Below are 15,969 nucleotides of genomic sequence, written 5' to 3' on the forward strand. Positions count from 1 at the left end.
GCGGCTCAGACTATCGGCTGTTCGGGCCACGCCTCGGGAGAGCCCGCGGCGACGAGACCGTGACGCGCGGCCCGGTCCAGGGGGCGCAGCGCGTCACGCCGCGCCGCGATCTCGTACGCCGACAGAGCGCCCCCGTCGTCCTCGAGCGCGAGCTCCACGATCTCGGCGGCCTGGAGCGCGCGGGTGGCGAGCTGGACACACCTGTCCGGAACGCCCGGCGGGGGCGCGACGTGGGGCCGGTGCCGCAGGTTCATGAGCCGGTCGGCCACCTCGGGCCGCCAGCGGGCGACATCGAGGTCGGCCAGTGCGTCGGCGGCCTGCGACAGCTCGCGGCGCAGCGTCCGGTCGGCTTCGCCGATGTCGGGCAGCTGGCGACGCTCGGCACGGTGCGCGTGCCAGGTCACGGCGGCCCCGACGCGCCCTGGCACCAGCCCGATCCACGCTCCGGACACGACCACGGCCTGGCCGGCCTCGAGCGCGGCCGCGTTGAACGCCGGCGGTCCACCGAGCCCGACCGGGTCGCCCTCGACGGGCAGTGCCACGCCGAAGCCCGTGGCACCCTCCACCCGGACCCGGGCGAGACCGGCGAGCAGTGTCTCCGCGGCTTCGTCGGGGCGCGGGACTCCCAGGTCGAGCGCGCCGAGCCCGGCGACGACGTGCGTCGCGTCCTCGCCGATGACCGCGTCGAGGAGCAGGTCGGTGACCACGTGTCCGCGCAGCCACGCGGTCGCCCACCAGGCCGTGCGGAGGGCGAGCGGCAGGCCGTCGTCGACCGGCTCGAGCCGCTCCTCCGTACGCCTGTCCGTCACGCTCCCAGAGTCTAGGAGGGTCGCCGAAGGGGCGCCGTCGCCGGTCGATAGGCTGCGGCCATGGCAGCCGTCCTGGAGTTCCGCGACGTCACGGTCCGCCGGGGTCAGTCCGTGCTGGTCGACGGCGTCGACTGGGTCGTGGAGGAGGACGAGCGCTGGGTCATCCTCGGCCCGAACGGCGCCGGGAAGACCACGATCATGCAGCTGGCGTCGACCCAGATGCACCCGACCTCGGGCGAGGTCGAGGTGCTCGGCTCGCAGCTGGGCCGGGTGGACGTCTTCGAGCTGAGGCCGCGGATCGGCCTGACCAGCGCTGCGCTCGCCGAGCGGATCCCGCGGTCCGAGCAGGTCCGCGACGTCGTCGTCTCGGCGTCGTACGGCGTGCTGGGCCGCTGGCGCGAGGAGTACGACGACCTCGACCACGACCGCGCCCACGAGCTGCTCGTCGAGATCGGCATCGCGCACCTCGGCGACCGCACCTTCGGCACGCTGTCGGAGGGCGAGCGCAAGCGGGTCCAGATCGCACGTGCTCTGATGGTCGACCCCGAGGTGCTGCTGCTCGACGAGCCCGCCGCCGGCCTCGACCTCGGCGGCCGCGAGGACCTCGTCTCCACCCTCTCGATGCTCGCCTACGACCCGGACTCGCCGGCGACCGTGCTGGTGTCCCACCACGTCGAGGAGATCCCGCCGGGGTTCACCCACGTCATGATGCTCCGCGAGGGGCGGGTCGTCGCCGCAGGGCTCATCGACGACGCGCTCAACGAGGCCAACCTGTCCGCCACCTTCGGCATGCCGCTCGCGCTGTCGCACGAGGACGGCCGCTGGGCGGCGCGACGCAAGCCGCGTCGAGCGCGAATCTGATCCGGTCGGCCACCAGGGCCTACTAGAGTCGAAGTATGCAGTGGCTGGGGGACAATCCGTGGGCTGCCTGGCTGGCGCTCGCGGCACTGCTCGGGATCGCCGAGCTCGCCAGCCTGGACCTCGTCCTGGTCATGCTCGCCGTGGGTGCCATCGCCGGCATGGTGACCTCGCTCGTGGTCGACTCGGTCGCCGCGCAGGTCCTGGTCGCCGTCGCGGCGTCGATCGCGATGCTGGTCGTCGTCCGACCGGCCATCGCGCGGCGCCTTCAGACCGGTCCCGAGCTGGTGCTCGGCAGCGCCAACCTGTTGGGCAAGCAGGCCATCACCCCGGTGCGCCTGAGCTCCCACCAGCCCGGGCAGCTCAAGATCGACGGTGAGCTGTGGACGGCCAAGCCGTACGACGAGATGCTCGTCATCGAGCCGGGGGAGACCGTCGAAGTGCTGCTGATCAGAGGTGCGACGGCGTACGTCCACCCCGTCCCTACGTTGGAGAGCTGAGGAGCCACCATGGCCATCCTGATTGTGCTGGCGCTGGTCGTGATCTTCGCGATCGTGCTGTTGGCCAAGACGGTCAAGATCATCCCGCAGGCGCGGGCCGGCATCGTCGAGCGGTTCGGCAAGTACCACGGCACGCTGACGCCCGGCCTCAACGTGATCGTGCCGTTCATGGACAAGGTCCGCTACATGATCGACATGCGCGAGCAGGTCGTCACCTTCCCGCCGCAGCCGGTGATCACCGAGGACAACCTGACGGTCTCCATCGACACGGTCATCTACTTCCAGGTCAACGACCCGATCGCCGCGACCTATGAGATCGCCAACTACATCCAGGCCGTCGAGCAGCTCACCATGACGACGCTGCGCAACATCGCCGGTGGGATGGACCTCGAGCAGACGCTGACCAGCCGCGAGCGCATCAACACCGGGCTCTCGACCGTGCTCGACGAGGCCACCGGGCGGTGGGGGATCAAGGTCAAGCGCGTCGAGGTCAAGAGCATCGACCCGCCGGTCTCGATCAAGGACGCCATGGAGAAGCAGATGCGCGCGGACCGCGACAAGCGCGCCTCGATCCTCACGGCCGAGGGCCAGCGTCAGTCAGCCATCCTCACGGCCGAGGGCAACAAGCAGTCGGCGATCCTCAACGCCGAGGGCGCCCGGGAGGCACAGATCCTGCGCGCGCAGGCCGACCGGGAGTCCTCGATCCTGCGGGCCCAGGGTGAGGGACAGGCCATCCAGACGGTCTTCCAGGCGATCCACGACGGTTCGCCCGACCAGTCGCTGCTGGCCTACCAGTACCTCCAGATGCTCCCCAAGATCGCCGAGGGCGACGCCAACAAGCTCTGGATCGTGCCCAGCGAGATCGGCAAGGCGCTCGAGGGACTCGGATCGACGCTGTCCGACATGAAGGGCATCCCCGCCAACAGCGGCGGCCCCGCGAAGCGCGTCGACCTCGGCCCGACGGAGCCGGCCCTGAGCTCACCCGACCGCGCCCGCTCGGAGGCCGACGCCGCGGTGCAGGCGGCCATCGCCGAGGCGAACGCGAGCGCGAACGGCATCCGCGAGCAGGTCCAGCAGGTCGAACCGCCGGTCGACCCGTCGGCCGACGCCTGAGTGGGGCCGCTGGAGGCTGCGGCGATCCTGCTCGCCGGCGTCGGCGCCGGGACCATCAACGCCGTCGTCGGCTCGGGCACCCTGCTGACCTTCCCGACGCTGCTCGCGTTCGGCTACCCGGCCGTGACGGCGAACGTCTCGAACACCATCGGGCTGGTGCCAGGATCGGTCGCGGGTGCGTGGGGCTACCGCCGCGAGCTGGTCGGTCAGCGCGACCGGGTGCTGCGGCTCGGCATCGGGTCGCTGCTGGGCGGCGCCGCCGGCGGCGTGCTGCTGCTGGTGCTGCCCGCAGGCGCCTTCGAGGCGATCGTCCCCGCGCTCATCGCGCTCGGGGTGCTGCTGGTGCTGTTCGGGCCGCGCATCTCCCGCTGGGTGGCTGCGCGGCACGGCGACGGGGGCGGCGAGCACTGGTGGGTGTGGCCGGCCGTCTTCGCGACGGGCGTGTACGGCGGCTACTTCGGCGCGGCCCAGGGCGTGCTGCTCATGGCGGTGCTCGGCATCGGTGTCGCCGACACGCTGCAGCGCCTCAACGGCACCAAGAACGTCCTCGCGGCGATCGTGAACGCCGTCGCCGGCGTGATCTTCGCGTTCGTCGCCGACGTCGACTGGCTGGTCGTCGCCCTCATCGCGGTCGGGTCGGTCATCGGCGGCCTGATCGGCGCGTCGGTCGGCCGGAGGCTGCGGCCCGCGGTGCTCCGGGGCGTGATCGTGACGGTCGGCGTCGTGGCGCTGGTGGTCCTGCTCGCGCGCTGAGCCGGGAGGACCCCGCGTCAGCGCCCGTCGACGTACGCCGTCATCCAGGTCGCGATCTCGCCGTACGCCCGCTCCCTGACGTCGGGGCGGGACAGCACCACGTCGTGGCGCGCCCCCGGGATCGCGATGTACGTGACGTGCTTGCCCACCGCCGTCGCCCACTGCCGGATCTGCTTGACGTCCAGGACCAGGTCGGCGGTGTGCGCGGCCTCGTTGAGGTGCGCGGTCCACCGGGTCTGGTCCGAGGACAGCACGAGCACCGGAGCGGGCACGTCGAGCCCGGCGTGCAGCAGCGCATGGCCGGTCCGGATGGCGCGCAGCCAGCCGGCGTACACGGGGAACGACGTCAGCGGCTTGAGCTGCAGGTCGAAGTCCCACTCGCCGGCGTGGTCGCGGTGCAGGCTGCGGGCGTAGACGCCGCTGACGTGCCGCCTGATGTTGAACTTCGGCAGCCGTGCGCCGAGTCGGTTGATGACCGGGGTGCCGACGACGCGCAGCATCGTCGAACCCTGCATGTCGAACCACGGCGAGTTCAGCACCATGCCGACCAGCTCCGGGGGCTTGCGGACGTCGGCCCACAGTGGAGTCGTGAGGCCACCGGTGGAGTGGGCCGTGACGACGACCCGGTCGTGCCCGTCCCGCTCGGTGATCCGCTGCCAGGCCGCGTCGAGCTCCTCGTGGTACGTCGCCAGGTCGGTGACGTAGTTGGGGGTCTGGTGTGCGAGGAGCGAGCGGCCGTACTTGCGCAGGTCGAGCGCGTAGAAGTCGTAGCCGCGCCCGGTCCACCACTCGGCGAGCCCGGTCTGGAAGAAGTAGTCCGAGAAGCCGTGCACGTGCAGCACGGCGCCATGGGTGGTCCCGGTCGCGGGCCGCTTCACCAGGGTCGCGACGACCTGTCCCTCCTCGTCGTCGGTCAGCGGGATGGTCTCGGCCGTGTACGGCGCGCCCAGGATGTCCTCGATGGCGCCGGTGTCGTGGGCGGTGCTCATGGGGCCATTCTGTCAGTTCCCCGGGCATCCCTGATCCGGAGTGCACGGGCCGGATGGTTGGTGGTGACCAGCCAGGCCCGCCCGGGCCGCAACCAGTACCGCAGCAGAAGGGGGTGGTCGGGCGTCCACACGAGCAGGTCGAGGCCGTTCCGGCGGGCGAACCGGCGCAGGGTGAGGAGGGCCAGGGCGTGGTGCGCGGCGATCACGTCCGCGCGCGAGGCCGCGACCTTCGCGTGCGGGAACAGCTCGGCCCAGCGCCGGCGTACCTGCTCCCGCAACGGCAGGCCCGCGACGGTGCCGCCGATCGAGATGCCGACCTTGAGGTCGAGCCCCTCGGCGTCCGCCCAGGCGCGCAGCGCGCGGGCCGTCCGCACGCGTCCGGTCGTCGCGACGTGGGGTCCTGGGCCGAGCACGTCCAGGGCCCGGCGTATCGCGTCGATCTCCGAGGTCCCGTCGGGGCTGCCGAACTTGAGGTCGAGGTGGGCACGGGCGGGCCCGAGCGCCGTGAGCAGGTCGTCGAAGCGCGCCGGATCGGGGTAGGCCGCGCCGGACTCGGGATCGTCGTGGAGCACCACGAGCGAGCCGTCGGCGCGGCGCTGCACGTCGAGCTCGACGTAGTCCACACCCTCGGCGACCGCCTGCTCGACGGCGAGGAGGGTGTTCTCGTTGCCGGTCTCGTGGCCGGCACCGCCCCGGTGGGCACTGATCAGGACGCGGCGGCTCACCGGGCTGAGTATGCCCGGGCGGCTTCCATCAGTCCCGCCAGGAGGCCGATGTCGGCGACCGTCTCGGGGTGCCACTGCACCGCGAGGTAGAAGCGGTCCGTCGGCGCCTCGATCGCCTCGAGCGTGCCGTCCGCCGCCGTCGCGACCGCCTGGAAGCCCGGCGCCTCACGCACCGACTGGTGGTGGTGGCACGACACGGTCAGCTTCTCGCCGACCAGCGCGGCCAGTCGGCTCCCGGGCGCCGTGGCGACGCTCGTCGTGCCGAACGCGTCACCGCCGGGGGAGTGCTCCTCGTGCCCCACGAGGTCGGGCGTGTGCTGGTCCAGGCTGCCCCCCGCATGGACGGCCATCAGCTGCATGCCGCGGCACACTCCCAGCACGGGCAGTCCGGCCGCGTCCGCCGCGTCGAGCAGGGCCAGCTCCCAGGCGTCGCGGTCGGCCCGCCAGCCTGCGGTGCGCGGATGCGGCTGTGATCGGTAGCGGCTCGGGTCGACGTCGGCGCCGCCGGAGACGACGAGCCCGTCCAGCCGGGCGACCACCGCCTCGGCGGCCCCGGGCACACCCACCGGTGGCAGCAGCAGCGGTACGCCGCCCACCGACTCGACGGCGCCGGCGTACTGCGTCGGGAGCAGGTCGGCGCGCTGGCGCCAGACGCCCCACGCCGCCTGCTCCCGGTAGGTCGTCAGGCCGATGAGCGGCCCCGAATCGAGCGCGTTCACAGCGGGGTGACGTACGCGCCCGAGATGCCGCCGTCGACCAGGAACGTGTTCGCGGTCATGAACGAGGAGTCGTCCGAGGCGAGGAACAGCACCGCGGCGGCCATCTCCTCCGGCTCGCCGAAGCGACCCATCGGGATGTGCACGAGCCGGCGGGCTGCGCGCTCGGGGTCCTTGGCGAACAGCTCCTGCAGCAGCGGCGTGTTGACCGGGCCGGGGCACAGTGCGTTGACGCGCACCCCCTCGCGGGCGAACTGGACGCCGAGCTCGCGGGTCATCGTCAGCACACCGCCCTTGGAGGCGGAGTAGGAGATCTGCGACGTGGCCGCGCCCATGACGGCCACGAACGACGCCGTGTTGATGATCGAGCCCTTGCCCTGCTCGAGCATGTAGGGCAGCGCCGCCTTGCAGCACAGGTAGACGCTCGTCAGGTTGACCTCCTGCACCCTGCGCCACGCGTCGAGCTCGGTCGTGAGGATGGAGTCGTCGTCCGGCGGGCTGATGCCGGCGTTGTTGAAGGCGATGTCGACCGAGCCGTAGGTGTCCTTCGCGGTCCTGAAGAGCGCGTCGACCTCGTCCTTGCTGGTGACGTCGACGTGGACGTAGGTGGCGACATCGGGGCCGCCGAGCTCGTCGACCAGTGCCTTGCCCGCGTCGTCCGCGATGTCGCCGATGACCACCTTGGCTCCCTCGGCGACGAAGCGCCGCACGGTGGCCAGCCCGATGCCCGAGCAGCCGCCCGTGACGACGGCGACCTTGTCCTGGATGCGTCCTGTCATTGGTCCTCTTTCCGGGTCGGGGCCGCTCAGTGGGCGATGAACACGTTCTTCTCGTCGGTGAAGGCGTACGGCGCGTCGGGGCCGAGCTCCCGGCCGAGGCCGGACTGCTTGTAGCCGCCGAACGGCGTCCAGTAGCGCACCGACGAGTTGGAGTTGACGCTGAGGTTGCCGGCCTGGACGCCGCGGGCGACGCGCAGCCCCTTGCCGAGGTCGTTCGTGTAGATGGAGCCGGACAGCCCGTACTCGGTGTCGTTGGCCTTCGCGATCGCGTCGGCCTCGTCGTCGAACGGCATCACCGCGACGACGGGCCCGAAGACCTCCTCGCGCCAGATCCGCGCGCCCGGGTCGTCGACGGCGACGACGGTCGGCGGCACCCAGAAGCCGGCGCCGCCCGGGGTCGAGCCCTCGATGGCCACCTCGACATCGTCCAGGTAGCCGGTGACACGATCCTTCTGGGTCGCGGAGATCAGCGGTCCCATCTCGCTGGCCTCGTCAGCCGGGTCCAGCACCCGCAGGCCGGTCACCGCCGGCTCGAGGAGCGCGACGAAGTCGTCGTACGCGCTGCGCTCGACGAGGATCCGGGAGCGGGCGCAGCAGTCCTGCCCCGCGTTGTCGAAGACGGCGTACGGCGCCGCGGCGGCCGCCGCGCTGAGGTCGGCGTCGGCGAAGATGATGTTCGAGGACTTGCCCCCGAGCTCGAGCGTCACGTTCTTCACCTGCTCGGCGCAGCCGGCCATGATCCGCTTGCCGACCGCGGTCGAGCCGGTGAAGCACACCTTGCGGACCAGCGGGTGCGTGACGAAGCGGTCTCCGACGACGACGCCGGCTCCGGGCAGCACCGTGAGGACGTGCTCGGGCAGCCCGGCCTCGAGGGCGAGCTCACCGATCCGGATCGCCGTGAGCGGGGTCAGCTCCGCGGGCTTGAGGACGACCGTGTTGCCCGCCGCGAGCGCCGGCGCGAAGCCCCAGGCGGCGATCGGCATCGGGAAGTTCCAGGGGACGATGATGCCGACGACGCCGAGCGGCTCGTGGAAGGTGATGTCGACGCCGCCGGCGACGGGGATCTGCTTGCCGGTCATCCGCTCCGGCGCACCGCTGTAGTAGTTGAGCAGGTCACGGACGTTGCCGGCCTCCCAGCGGGCGTTGCCCCACGTGTGCCCGGCGTTGCGCACCTCGAGCTCGGCGAGCTCGTCGATGTGCGCGTCCACGACCGCGGCGAAGCGGCGCAGCAGGGTCGCGCGCTCGCCGGGGGAGACCGTCTTCCAGCGCCGGAAGGCCTCGTGCGCGGCGACGATCGCCGCGTCGGTGTCCTCGACGGACGCCAGTGACACCTCCGTGAGCGGCTGCGCGGTGGCGGGGTTGACGACGGTGTGGACGGTGCTCATTACATCCTTTCGAAACCGCGACGCAGCTCCCAGTCGGTGACCGCGGCGTTGTAGGCGGCCAGCTCGACGTCGGCCATGTTGACGTAGTGGTCGACGACCTCGTCGCCGAGGGTCTTGCGAGCGATCTCGGAGGCGGCGAACAGGTCGCGCGCGGCGAGGAGAGTGCTCGGCACCTTGGGGAGCCCCGACACGTAGGCGTTGCCGACGAGCGCCTCCGGCAGAGGGAGCTGCTCGTCGATGCCGTGCAGGCCGCCGGCGATCATCGCGGCGAGCGCCAGGTAGGGGTTCACGTCCGCACCGGGGACGCGGTTCTCCATCCGGGCGCCCGCCCCGTGGCCGACGAGGCGGACCGCGCAGGTGCGGTTGTCCTCGCCCCAGGCGATCGTCGTCGGCGCGAACGAGCCGTCGGCGAAGCGCTTGTAGGAGTTCACGTTGGGCGCGTAGAGCAGCGTGAGCTCGGCCATCGTCGCCAGCACGCCGGCGACGAAGTGGTCGTAGAGCGGCGTACGGCGCCCGTCGTCCCAGAACAGCAGCGACCCGTCGTCGCCGCGCAGCGACAGATGGATGTGGCAGGAGCTGCCCTCGCGCTGGTTGTACTTCGCCATGAACGTGATCGCCCGACCCTGCTGGGCGGCGATCTCCTTGGCGGCGTTCTTGTAGACCACGTGGTTGTCGGCGGTGGTGAGCGCGTCGGCATAGAGGAAGCCGATCTCGTGCTGCCCGAGGTTGCACTCGCCCTTGGCGCCCTCGACATCGAGCCCGGCGTCGTACATGTGGTTGCGGATGGCTCGCAGCAGGCTCTCGATGCGGGTGGTGCCGAGGATGGAGTAGTCGACGTTGTAGTTGTTGACCGGCGTCAGGTCGCGGTAGCCCGACTCCCACGCCTCCTCGTAGGTGTTCTCGAACGCGATGAACTCCAGCTCGGTCCCGGCCAGCGCCGTCCATCCCCGCTCGGCGACGCGGTCGAGCTGACGCGTCAGGATCGCGCGCGGGGACTGCAGCACAGGCGCCCGCGTCTCCCCGTCCTGGGGTGGCCAGACCAGGTCGCACTGGACCATCGCCGTGCCGGGCAGGTGGGTGAGCCGGCGGATCGTCCGCTCGTCGAGGACGAACTCCATGTCGCCGTACCCGCGCTCCCAGGACGAGATGGCGTAGCCGCCGACGGTGTTCATGTCGACGTCCACGGCGAGCAGGTAGTTGCAGCCCTCGGTGCCGTGCCCGACGACGTGGTCGGCGAAGTAGCGGCCGTGCAGGCGCTTGCCCTGCAGGCGGCCCTGCATGTCGGTGAAAGCGACGATCACGGTGTCGATGGCGGCGCCGGAGATGTCGCTGAGCAGGTCGCTCATGGACAGGTGCCGGTCGTTGCGAAGGGTGGGCACGGCGCTCCTCGGGCTGTTTCGTCGGGACGGGTGTCAGGTGAGCAGACCGCGCAACAGCGCGGCCGTGTCGTCGCAGTGCTGCTCCATCGCCCGACGGGCGCGGTCGGGGCGTGCGTCGAGGATGGCGCGTACGACGGCCAGGTGCTGGTCGTCGGAGTGGGCGATGTTCGTGTCGAGCTGGGGGATGGCGAGCAGCATCTCGTGCAGCGTCGCCTGGACCGAGGTCACCGCCTCGATGACACGGTGTGATCCCGTCAGGGCCGCGATCGTCAGGTGGAAGCGCGAGTCCGACTGCCGATACTGCGCCGGCTTCGTCGCCGCGGCGACCTCGTCGTGGGCGGCCAGGAGCTGCGCGCGCGCCTCGCCGTCGACGCCCAGCTCGGCGACCATCGCTGCCGCCCCCGGCTCGATGATGCGACGGAAGGCGAGTGAGTCGAGCCAGTCGGCGCGCTGCTCCGGCGTCGTCCGGGCGGCCGCGCGGGCCGACGGGGTGGGCGGCTTGAGGGTGACGACCGTCCCACCGCCCCGCCCGCGGGTCGTCTGCACGAGCCCGGCCTGGCGCAGAGCGGCCATCGCCTCGCGCAGCGTCGCGCGTGAGACGCCGAGCTGTGCCGCCAGGTCGCGCTCCGGCGGGAGCGTGCTGCCGAGGGGGTAGACGCCCAGGCGGATGGCGGTCGCGAGCTGCTCGACGCAGGCCTCGAAGGCGTGGTGACCCCGGACCGGGCGCAGGAGGTTCGCCGGCAGGGCCGTCGCGAACGGCTCGGGGGCGGGGGTCATGGCGGCAGTCTCTTCCGTGGTCAGGGGGTCGTCAACGACTCTCGGGATATTTATGGTCTGAGTTCATACCAAATTCTTCGTCACCTGTTTACACCCCGTCCTCGCAGGTCTAGCGTCCGTTGCCAACTCGGTGCGACCCCACTGACTCGCAGGAGATCCGCATGCCTGAAGGACATGAGTTCGTCGAGGAACACCTCGACGACGAGGCACATCTCGCACAGCTCGGCTACAAGCAGGAGCTCGCCCGCAGCTGGTCGGGCTTCTCCAACTTCGCCATCTCGTTCTCGATCATCTCGATCCTGGCCGGCTGTCTGACCAACTACACCGCCGCGATCAACAACGGCGGACCCTCGGCCGTCGCCTGGACGTGGCCGATCCTGAGCGTCTTCATCCTGATCGTCGGCTTCACCATGTCCGAGCTGGTGTCGGCCTTCCCGACGTCGGGCGGCATCTACTGGTGGGCCTCGAAGCTCGGTGGCCCCCGGGCGGGCTTCTACACCGGCTGGCTCAACTGGATCGGCCTGGTCGCCGTGACCGCCGGCGTGGCGTACGGGTGCGCGACGTTCATCGACCTCACGATCAGCACGTTCTCGTCGTCGTACGAGGCGAACTACTCGCTCACCCGCGTGTTCATCACGTTCCTGATCGTCCTCGTGGCGACGGCTGTGCTGAACATCTTCAGCGGCCACCTGATGGCGGTCATGAACAACGTGTCGGTGTGGTGGCACGTCGTCGGCGCGACCGCGATCGTGCTGATCCTCGTCTTCGTCCCGGACCACCACATGAGCGTCAACCAGGTCTTCACCGACCGCTTCAACAACTCCGGGTTCCACGACGGCGGCACCACCGGTGGGGTCTTCTGGTTCATCATCCTTCCGCTCTCGTTCCTGCTGACGCAGTACACGATCACTGGCTTCGACGCCTCGGCGCACCTCTCCGAGGAGACCGCCGGCGCGGCGATGGGAGCGGCCAAGGGCATCTGGCAGTCGATCTTCTACTCGGCGGTCGGCGGCTACATCCTGCTTCTTGCAGTCACGTTCGCCATCCCGAACGGCTCCGACGGGAAGCCGGACTACGCCGGCGTCGGCGGAGGCGGCGTGGGCTACCTGTTCAACAACGCGATGAGCAGCAACTGGGCGGGGATCGTGCTCTTCATCTCCGCCTCGGCGCAGTTCTTCTGCGCCACGTCCTGCCTGACGTCCGCGTCGCGGATGACGTTCGCGTTCAGCCGTGACCACGCGCTGCCGGCCTCGGGGTTCCTGCGCCGGCTGACGCCGTCGCGGGTCCCCGCCAACGCGGTGGTCACCGTCGCGGTGCTCGCGGCGATCGTGACGCTGCCCGCCCTGATCAAGGTCAACATCGGGACGGCGGACGCACCGATCATCGTGCCGACGGCGTTCTTCGCCGTCACCTCGATCGCGGTGCAGGGCCTCTACCTCTCGTTCGCGATCCCGATCTTCCTGCGCTGGCGCCACGGTGACTCGTTCCAGGTCGGCGCGTGGAACAACGGCCGCAAGTACAAGTGGATGAACATCGTCGCGGTCGTCGAGATCATCGTGGTCTCGGTCTACCTGATGCTCCCGACGGTGCCGGGCGGCGTGCCGGGCAACAGCAACTTCTCGTGGAAGTTCGTCAACTATGCGCCGATCGTCACCCTGGGGGCGCTCGTCCTGCTGACGATCTGGTGGTCGGTCTCGGTGAAGAACTGGTTCAAGGGGCCGATCCACACGATCGACGAGCCCGAGCCCCCGGCCGAGCCGCCTCTGCGACCGGAGCCGGCTGTCTGATGACGGGCGCGCTGGACCGCCTCGCCGTGCTGGCGGGGCGGTCCTGGCGTGTCTCGCCGCTGCCGGGCGGTCTGACCAACACCAACCTGCGGGTCACCACCGACGACGGCCTCACCCCGGGGCTCGACCTCGTCGTGCGCTGCTCGCAGGCGGGCGCGGACCTGCTCGGCATCGACCGGGACGCCGAGCGCGCCAACACGGCGGCCGCCGCCGAGGCCGGCGTCGCGGCGCCGGTGGTGGAGTACCGCCCCGACCTGGGCATGCTCGTCATCGAGTACCTCCACGCCGACGCGCTCACCGACGACTCGTTCGCGGACGCCGCGGTCCTGGACCGGGCCGCGGCGGCCGTGCGGCGCCTGCACGCCGGCCCACGGTTCACCGGCGACTTCGACATGTTCGCCCGCCAGGCGGCGTACCTCGCGACGATCAGGGAACGTGGGTTCGCCCTGCCGGCCGGCTACGAGGCGTACGCCGACGCCTGGGAGCAGGTACGCCGGGCACTGACCGCGACCGCGCGCCCGACAGTGCCGTGCAACAACGACCTCCTCGCCGCGAACTTCCTCGACGACGGGGAGCGGATCTGGCTGATCGACTACGAGTACTCCGGGAACAACGACGCGTGCTTCGAGCTCGGCAACACGGTGACCGAGTGCGGGTTCACGCGCGAGCAGGCCGAGGCATGGGTCGAGGCGTACTTCGGGCCGCCGACCGCGGCCGACCTCGCGCGGGTGCGGCTGCAGTCGCTGTGCAGCTGTTACGGCTGGTCGCTGTGGGGCTTCATCCAGGCGGCGGCGTCGCCTATCGAGTTCGACTTCTGGGGGTGGGGGATGGAGCGGTTCGAGAAGGCGCGGGCGATCTTCGGCGCCGACGACTTCCCGCGGCTGCTGGCGGCCGTCGCGTGAGCTCGTGCCCAGAGCGCGGCCTGCTGAGGAGGAGGTCATGACGTCGCTGCCCGAGAGGGCCCGGGTCGTCATCGTGGGCGGCGGGGTCGTGGGGTGCTCGGTCGCCTACCACCTGACCAGACTCGGCCTGTCCGATGTGCTGCTCCTCGAGCAGGGGCGGCTGTCGTCAGGCACGACCTGGCACGCCGCCGGGCTGGTCGGCCCGCTCCGCGCGAGCGAGAGCGGGACCGCACTCGTGCGCTACTCGGCGGAGCTCTACGCCTCGCTGGAGGCCGAGACCGGGCTGGCGACGGGCTACCGCAATGTCGGCGGCCTCGTGCTCGCGCGCACCCCCGACCGGATGGTCCAGCTCGCCAGGACGGCGGCCAACGGGGCGGCGTACGGGCTCGAGGCGGAGCTGATCTCGCCCGCTCGTGCTCGGGAGCTGTGGCCACCGATGCAGGTCGAGGACCTGCTCGGCGCGTTGTGGTTGCCCGGGGACGGGAAGGTGAACCCGTCCGACCTCACGCAGTCGCTGGCGAAGGGTGCCCGGCAGCGCGGGGCGCGCGTCGTGGAGAAGGTCCGCGTGCTCGGCTTCGAGGTCGCGGAGACCCCGGCGGGCCGACGCGTGACGGGGGTGCGGACGGACGTCGCCGGTGAGCGGCACGACGTCGAGGCCGAGATCGTGGTCGTGTGCGCCGGACAGTGGTCGAAGGCGCTGGGCGACAGTGTGGGCGCGATCGTCCCGTTGCACTCGGCCGAGCACTTCTACGTGGTGACCGAGCAGGTCGCCGGGACGCACCCTGACCTGCCGATCATGCGGGACCAGGACGGCTGGACCTACTTCAAGGAGGAGGTCGGCGGCCTGGTCGTCGGTGGATTCGAACCGGACGCGAAGCCGTGGGTGGCGCCGGACCGGATCCCGTACCCGTTCGAGTTCCAGCTGCTGGAGGAGGACTGGGAGCACTTCTCGGTGCTCATGGAGCAGGCGCTGCTGCGGATCCCGGCGCTCGAGCACACCGGGATCCGGAAGTTCTACAACGGGCCGGAGTCGTTCACGCCCGACAACCAGTTCCTGCTCGGGGAGACCCCGGAGGTCGCGGGGCTGTTCGTGGGCTGCGGGTTCAACTCGGTCGGGATCGCGTCAGCCGGTGGCGCGGGGAAGGCGCTCGCGGAGTGGATCGTGGCGGGGTCCCCGCAGCAGGACCTGGTCGGGGTCGACGTACGCCGCTTCGGGCCGTGGCAGAACGACGTCTCGTTCCTCCGTGGCCGGGTGGTCGAGACCCTCGGGCTGCACTACGAGATCCCTTGGCCGAACCGGGAGTTCGAGACCGCTCGCCCGCAGCGGGTCTCGCCACTCCACACGACGCTCGCAGCGAAGGGCGCGCTCTTCGGCGCCCGCAACGGGTGGGAGCGACCACTGGTCTTCGGTCCTGCGACCCTCGACTACTCCTGGGGCAAGCCGACCTGGCTCACGGCCTGCATCGCCGAGCAGCGTGCATGCCGCACCAGCGCCGCGGTGTTCGACGAGACATCATTCAGCAAGTACGTCGTCAGCGGATCCTCCGCGCTGGAAGGGCTGGACTGGGTCTGCGCGAACGACGTCGACGTGCCGGTCGGTGCGTCGGTCTACACGCCGTGGCTGAACGAGCGCGGTGGCTACGAGGCCGACGTGACCGTCACGCGTCTCGGTGCCGAGGAGTTTCTGGTGGTCTCGTCCGCTGCGACGACATACCGCGACCTCGACCATCTGCGCCGCCACCTGCCGCTCGACGCACGAGTCAGGGACGTGACCGACGAGTACGCGGTGATCGGCGTCTTCGGGCCCGCCGCGGCCGTGCCCGACGTGCTGCCGGAGGGCACGATCGTGCTGCGCTCGGCGTACTCCCACCCTGTCGGCTGGGAGCTGTTCGTGCCGAACGCCGAGGCGGTGCCGGTCTACGAGTGGGTCGTCGCGGCCGGTGCCGTCGACGCGGGCTACAACACCATCGACGCGCTGCGGATCGAGCTGGGCCGGCGGGTGTTCGGCCGTGAGCTCACGCCCGACGTGACACCGCGCGAGGCGGGGCTGTCCTTCGCGCTGTCCAAGCAGAAGGACTTCCTCGGCAGGTCGGCCGCACTGGGCGAGAGTGGCCGCGAGCCGGCGCGTCGCTATCTCTCGGTCGTCGTCGAGGATCCCGACGTCATGCTCTGGGGCGGTGAGCTGCTGCTCGCCGACGGCGAGCCGGCGGGTCAGGTCACCTCCGGGGCCTGGGGCGCCACGGTCGGCGCGGCGGTCGGCCTGGGCTACGTCCTCGGGTGGCCCGTGAGCCAGGAGAGGCTCGACGCGGCGTCGTGGTCCGTCGACGTGGCCGGGACGCCGGTGCCGGCGCGCCTCTCGCTGCGGGCGCCGGTGCGCTGATCAGCCGACGAGGGTCGGGGTGGCGGACTTGATGGTGAGCTGTTGTGGTGGTCCGTGTCGGGTGACGGTGCCGTTGACGGGGGTCCAGGTGCCGTTGTCGAGTTGGTAGTCGGCGGT

General features: G+C 71.0%; 15 protein-coding genes. 7 read left to right on the forward strand and 8 right to left on the reverse strand.

Annotated features, from left to right (window positions below; genetic code table 11):
- Window positions 1–5: 5 nt before the first annotated feature.
- Window positions 6–809 (reverse strand): hypothetical protein, encoded by an 804-nt coding sequence (locus ABD205_RS22505; RefSeq protein ID WP_344048864.1) that lies wholly within the window; start codon window positions 807–809, stop codon window positions 6–8.
- A 60-nt stretch (window positions 810–869) separates the two neighbouring features.
- Here ABD205_RS22505 and ABD205_RS22510 point away from each other — a divergent pair, with 60 nt between their 5' ends.
- The 4 genes from ABD205_RS22510 to ABD205_RS22525 are packed head-to-tail and all read left to right on the forward strand — an operon-like array spanning window position 870 to window position 4,033.
- Window positions 870–1,670, forward strand: a complete 801-nt coding sequence (locus ABD205_RS22510; RefSeq protein ID WP_344048866.1) for an ABC transporter ATP-binding protein — start codon at window positions 870–872, stop codon at window positions 1,668–1,670.
- A gap of 35 nt (window positions 1,671–1,705) precedes the next feature.
- Entirely contained in the window at window positions 1,706–2,167 is a 462-nt protein-coding gene (locus tag ABD205_RS22515; protein ID WP_344048869.1) for an NfeD family protein, read from the forward strand.
- A gap of 9 nt (window positions 2,168–2,176) precedes the next feature.
- Window positions 2,177–3,280: an SPFH domain-containing protein gene (locus tag ABD205_RS22520; RefSeq protein ID WP_344048871.1), complete on the forward strand. Its 1,104-nt coding sequence runs from the start codon at window positions 2,177–2,179 to the stop codon at window positions 3,278–3,280.
- A complete protein-coding gene (locus ABD205_RS22525) occupies window positions 3,281–4,033 on the forward strand; it encodes a sulfite exporter TauE/SafE family protein (RefSeq protein WP_344048873.1) in 753 nt (250 codons plus the stop codon).
- A gap of 17 nt (window positions 4,034–4,050) precedes the next feature.
- Here the strand turns inward: ABD205_RS22525 and ABD205_RS22530 are convergent, their stop codons facing one another.
- Genes ABD205_RS22530 through ABD205_RS22560 form a run of 7 tightly spaced genes read right to left on the reverse strand, consistent with a single transcriptional unit; the run spans window position 4,051 to window position 10,783 of the window.
- Window positions 4,051–5,022, reverse strand: coding sequence for an alpha/beta hydrolase (locus ABD205_RS22530; RefSeq protein WP_344048875.1), 972 nt, complete (start codon window positions 5,020–5,022; stop codon window positions 4,051–4,053).
- Entirely contained in the window at window positions 5,019–5,747 is a 729-nt protein-coding gene (locus ABD205_RS22535; RefSeq protein ID WP_344048877.1) for a glycerophosphodiester phosphodiesterase, read from the reverse strand. Before ABD205_RS22535 ends, ABD205_RS22530 begins: the two co-directional genes overlap by 4 nt.
- A complete protein-coding gene (locus tag ABD205_RS22540) occupies window positions 5,744–6,466 on the reverse strand; it encodes a gamma-glutamyl-gamma-aminobutyrate hydrolase family protein (RefSeq protein WP_344048879.1) in 723 nt (240 codons plus the stop codon). Before ABD205_RS22540 ends, ABD205_RS22535 begins: the two co-directional genes overlap by 4 nt.
- A complete protein-coding gene (locus tag ABD205_RS22545) occupies window positions 6,463–7,242 on the reverse strand; it encodes a 3-oxoacyl-ACP reductase (protein ID WP_344048881.1) in 780 nt (259 codons plus the stop codon). The genes ABD205_RS22540 and ABD205_RS22545 overlap by 4 nt, the downstream gene beginning before the upstream one ends.
- Before the next feature lie 26 nt (window positions 7,243–7,268).
- Window positions 7,269–8,627 carry an aldehyde dehydrogenase family protein gene (locus ABD205_RS22550; protein ID WP_344048883.1) on the reverse strand — a complete coding sequence of 453 codons (1,359 nt, stop codon included), beginning with the start codon at window positions 8,625–8,627 and terminating at the stop codon, window positions 7,269–7,271.
- Window positions 8,627–10,006: a glutamine synthetase family protein gene (locus ABD205_RS22555; RefSeq protein WP_344048885.1), complete on the reverse strand. Its 1,380-nt coding sequence runs from the start codon at window positions 10,004–10,006 to the stop codon at window positions 8,627–8,629. The genes ABD205_RS22550 and ABD205_RS22555 overlap by 1 nt, the downstream gene beginning before the upstream one ends.
- A 33-nt stretch (window positions 10,007–10,039) precedes the next feature.
- Window positions 10,040–10,783: a FadR/GntR family transcriptional regulator gene (locus ABD205_RS22560; protein WP_344048887.1), complete on the reverse strand. Its 744-nt coding sequence runs from the start codon at window positions 10,781–10,783 to the stop codon at window positions 10,040–10,042.
- Between the two features lie 161 nt (window positions 10,784–10,944).
- On the opposite strand from ABD205_RS22560, the gene ABD205_RS22565 reads away from it, so the two are divergent.
- From ABD205_RS22565 to ABD205_RS22575, 3 genes are read left to right on the forward strand one after another with little or no spacing between them, the layout of a single operon-like run.
- Window positions 10,945–12,570, forward strand: coding sequence for an amino acid permease (locus ABD205_RS22565; RefSeq protein WP_344048889.1), 1,626 nt, complete (start codon window positions 10,945–10,947; stop codon window positions 12,568–12,570).
- The gene (locus ABD205_RS22570; protein ID WP_344048891.1) at window positions 12,570–13,472 is read left to right on the forward strand and encodes a phosphotransferase; all 903 of its coding nucleotides are present in this window, start codon (window positions 12,570–12,572) and stop codon (window positions 13,470–13,472) included. The genes ABD205_RS22565 and ABD205_RS22570 overlap by 1 nt, the downstream gene beginning before the upstream one ends.
- Before the next feature lie 37 nt (window positions 13,473–13,509).
- Entirely contained in the window at window positions 13,510–15,852 is a 2,343-nt protein-coding gene (locus ABD205_RS22575; protein WP_344048892.1) for a GcvT family protein, read from the forward strand.
- Window positions 15,853–15,969 lie beyond the last annotated feature (117 nt).

This window comes from Nocardioides panacihumi, from assembly GCF_039530925.1.
Classification (GTDB): domain Bacteria; phylum Actinomycetota; class Actinomycetes; order Propionibacteriales; family Nocardioidaceae; genus Nocardioides; species Nocardioides panacihumi.